This is a genomic window from Erwinia sp. 1181_3 (assembly GCF_052824965.1).
This window is the reverse complement of sequence record NZ_VTDE01000028.1, coordinates 1-1,540: the sequence shown is the minus strand read 5'-3', so window position 1 is coordinate 1,540 and position 1,540 is coordinate 1. Positions and strand designations below refer to the sequence as shown.

Sequence of the window (1,540 nt, the reverse complement as noted above, 5' to 3'; positions counted from 1 at the left end):
CCGCTGCGGGAGATCGCCTGATACGTCTTGTCTCTCATAGCGCCGATAATCCATTTCATAATAAATCCGGGCATTGTCGAATGCTACACGGGGCGTCTGAACGAACTGAAAATCCCGTGGAGAAAGTCGCCTTCCGGCATCCTGCGTCTGATATAAACAGAACATACATCCTCGCGTGTTTATCCATAAACAACACAGGGATATTTATCTATTTAGTGTACAAAAAGCAATCGCCTTTTATCCATTCTGAGTTTCTGTGACAGCATCATCAGGCTCCAACAGCATTAAAGAAACGGGTTAAAGCTATTCGTAATGTCCTTAGCTAAATAGCTGCTCTCTCTAATGAAGATACATAACATTTAAACATCTAATGAAGTTATCGCTCTATCACTTTGCCCATAGCTTTCTTACATTAAAGATCAAGAATAAACAAACCTGATAATTTAATTATGCTGTTTACCTCTTCTAGTAAATGGACTTTGTTTTTTAACATGTAAAAAGAATGTGTTAGGTCATATCCCGTCATAACATATAAACCTAAATTATAAAATAAAAAACCACATAACGGTTTTTCCTTCATAGCATTAGATAATGCTAAATTATATTTTCCATCGGAAACCTCGTCCTGTATCACTCCATCTATCAAAATGGAAATATTTCCGACTGATAAAATATACAACCGATTGTATAACTCAAAAAATTTGCTACTGATACTATTGAACTTTTTTTCTTTCATTGGGTCATTTTTTACATCCGAGTAACAAATGAGATCTTCATTATTATATTCATCAGGAGTCAAATAATGATCGAAATTCGACACGTTAAATGTGAAAAATAACTCTTGTATTGCAATGTTATCATCGAAATCGATTTTTTTAATTACTTCACTTAAATGTCTCATTTTCTTAACACACTCCCATTTTTGTCTAACGTCGCAATTCTGTTACCATTTTTATCTAACAACTTCCAAGAACTTCCGCCGTGTGAATTATTACCTGCTCTATCTGGAGATATTTTCCAGCCAGTTTTCGGATCGACAAATTCCCCTTTGCTACCTGAAACAGCCTTACGTTGATTAAACGTACTAAGATCTATCTGGTCACCTTTTTCAAGTTCAGACTTGTAATCTTTTTTAGGTTCTTCTGGCTCAAAACCACCCGGCGTTCCAGTTCTCGAACCACCAATCGCTGCTTTCTCCGCATCAGTCAGATCCTTCGCCACATTCGGGGCTTGGGATTTCTCTGCCTTGTTCCGCGCTTCAACGATTGAAGGGCCATCAGTGATAACATCCGTATCGACCCCAACCTCTGGGCCTTTCAAAGCTTTATCAAGTTCAGACGTTAACTTAGTGTTAGCATCCTGAACAATTTTATCCCCTGGACTTAGCGGCAACCCTCGGGATGGCACCAGGACAGGTTTTTGTAAAAGAAGGCTGTTTTTATCGACTAAAGAGCTGTTTAATTTCCCTCGTGTTAGAGGACTACGGGCCGTTTTAGCTAAAAGGACAGACGCAGTTGCAATCATTGAACCTGAGGTTTTT

At 38.5% G+C, this 1,540-nt stretch carries 1 protein-coding gene and 1 pseudogene; both read right to left on the bottom strand.

The features are described from left to right. Nucleotides 1-412: 412 nt before the first annotated feature. On the bottom strand, nt 413-901 hold the full coding sequence (locus FY046_RS23590) for a hypothetical protein (RefSeq protein ID WP_159336870.1): 489 nt from the start codon (nt 899-901) through the stop codon (nt 413-415). Continuing rightward, a pseudogene (locus FY046_RS23585) lies at nt 898-1,540 on the bottom strand (hypothetical protein); the annotation flags it as partial. The pseudogene FY046_RS23585 and the gene FY046_RS23590, both read right to left, overlap by 4 nt.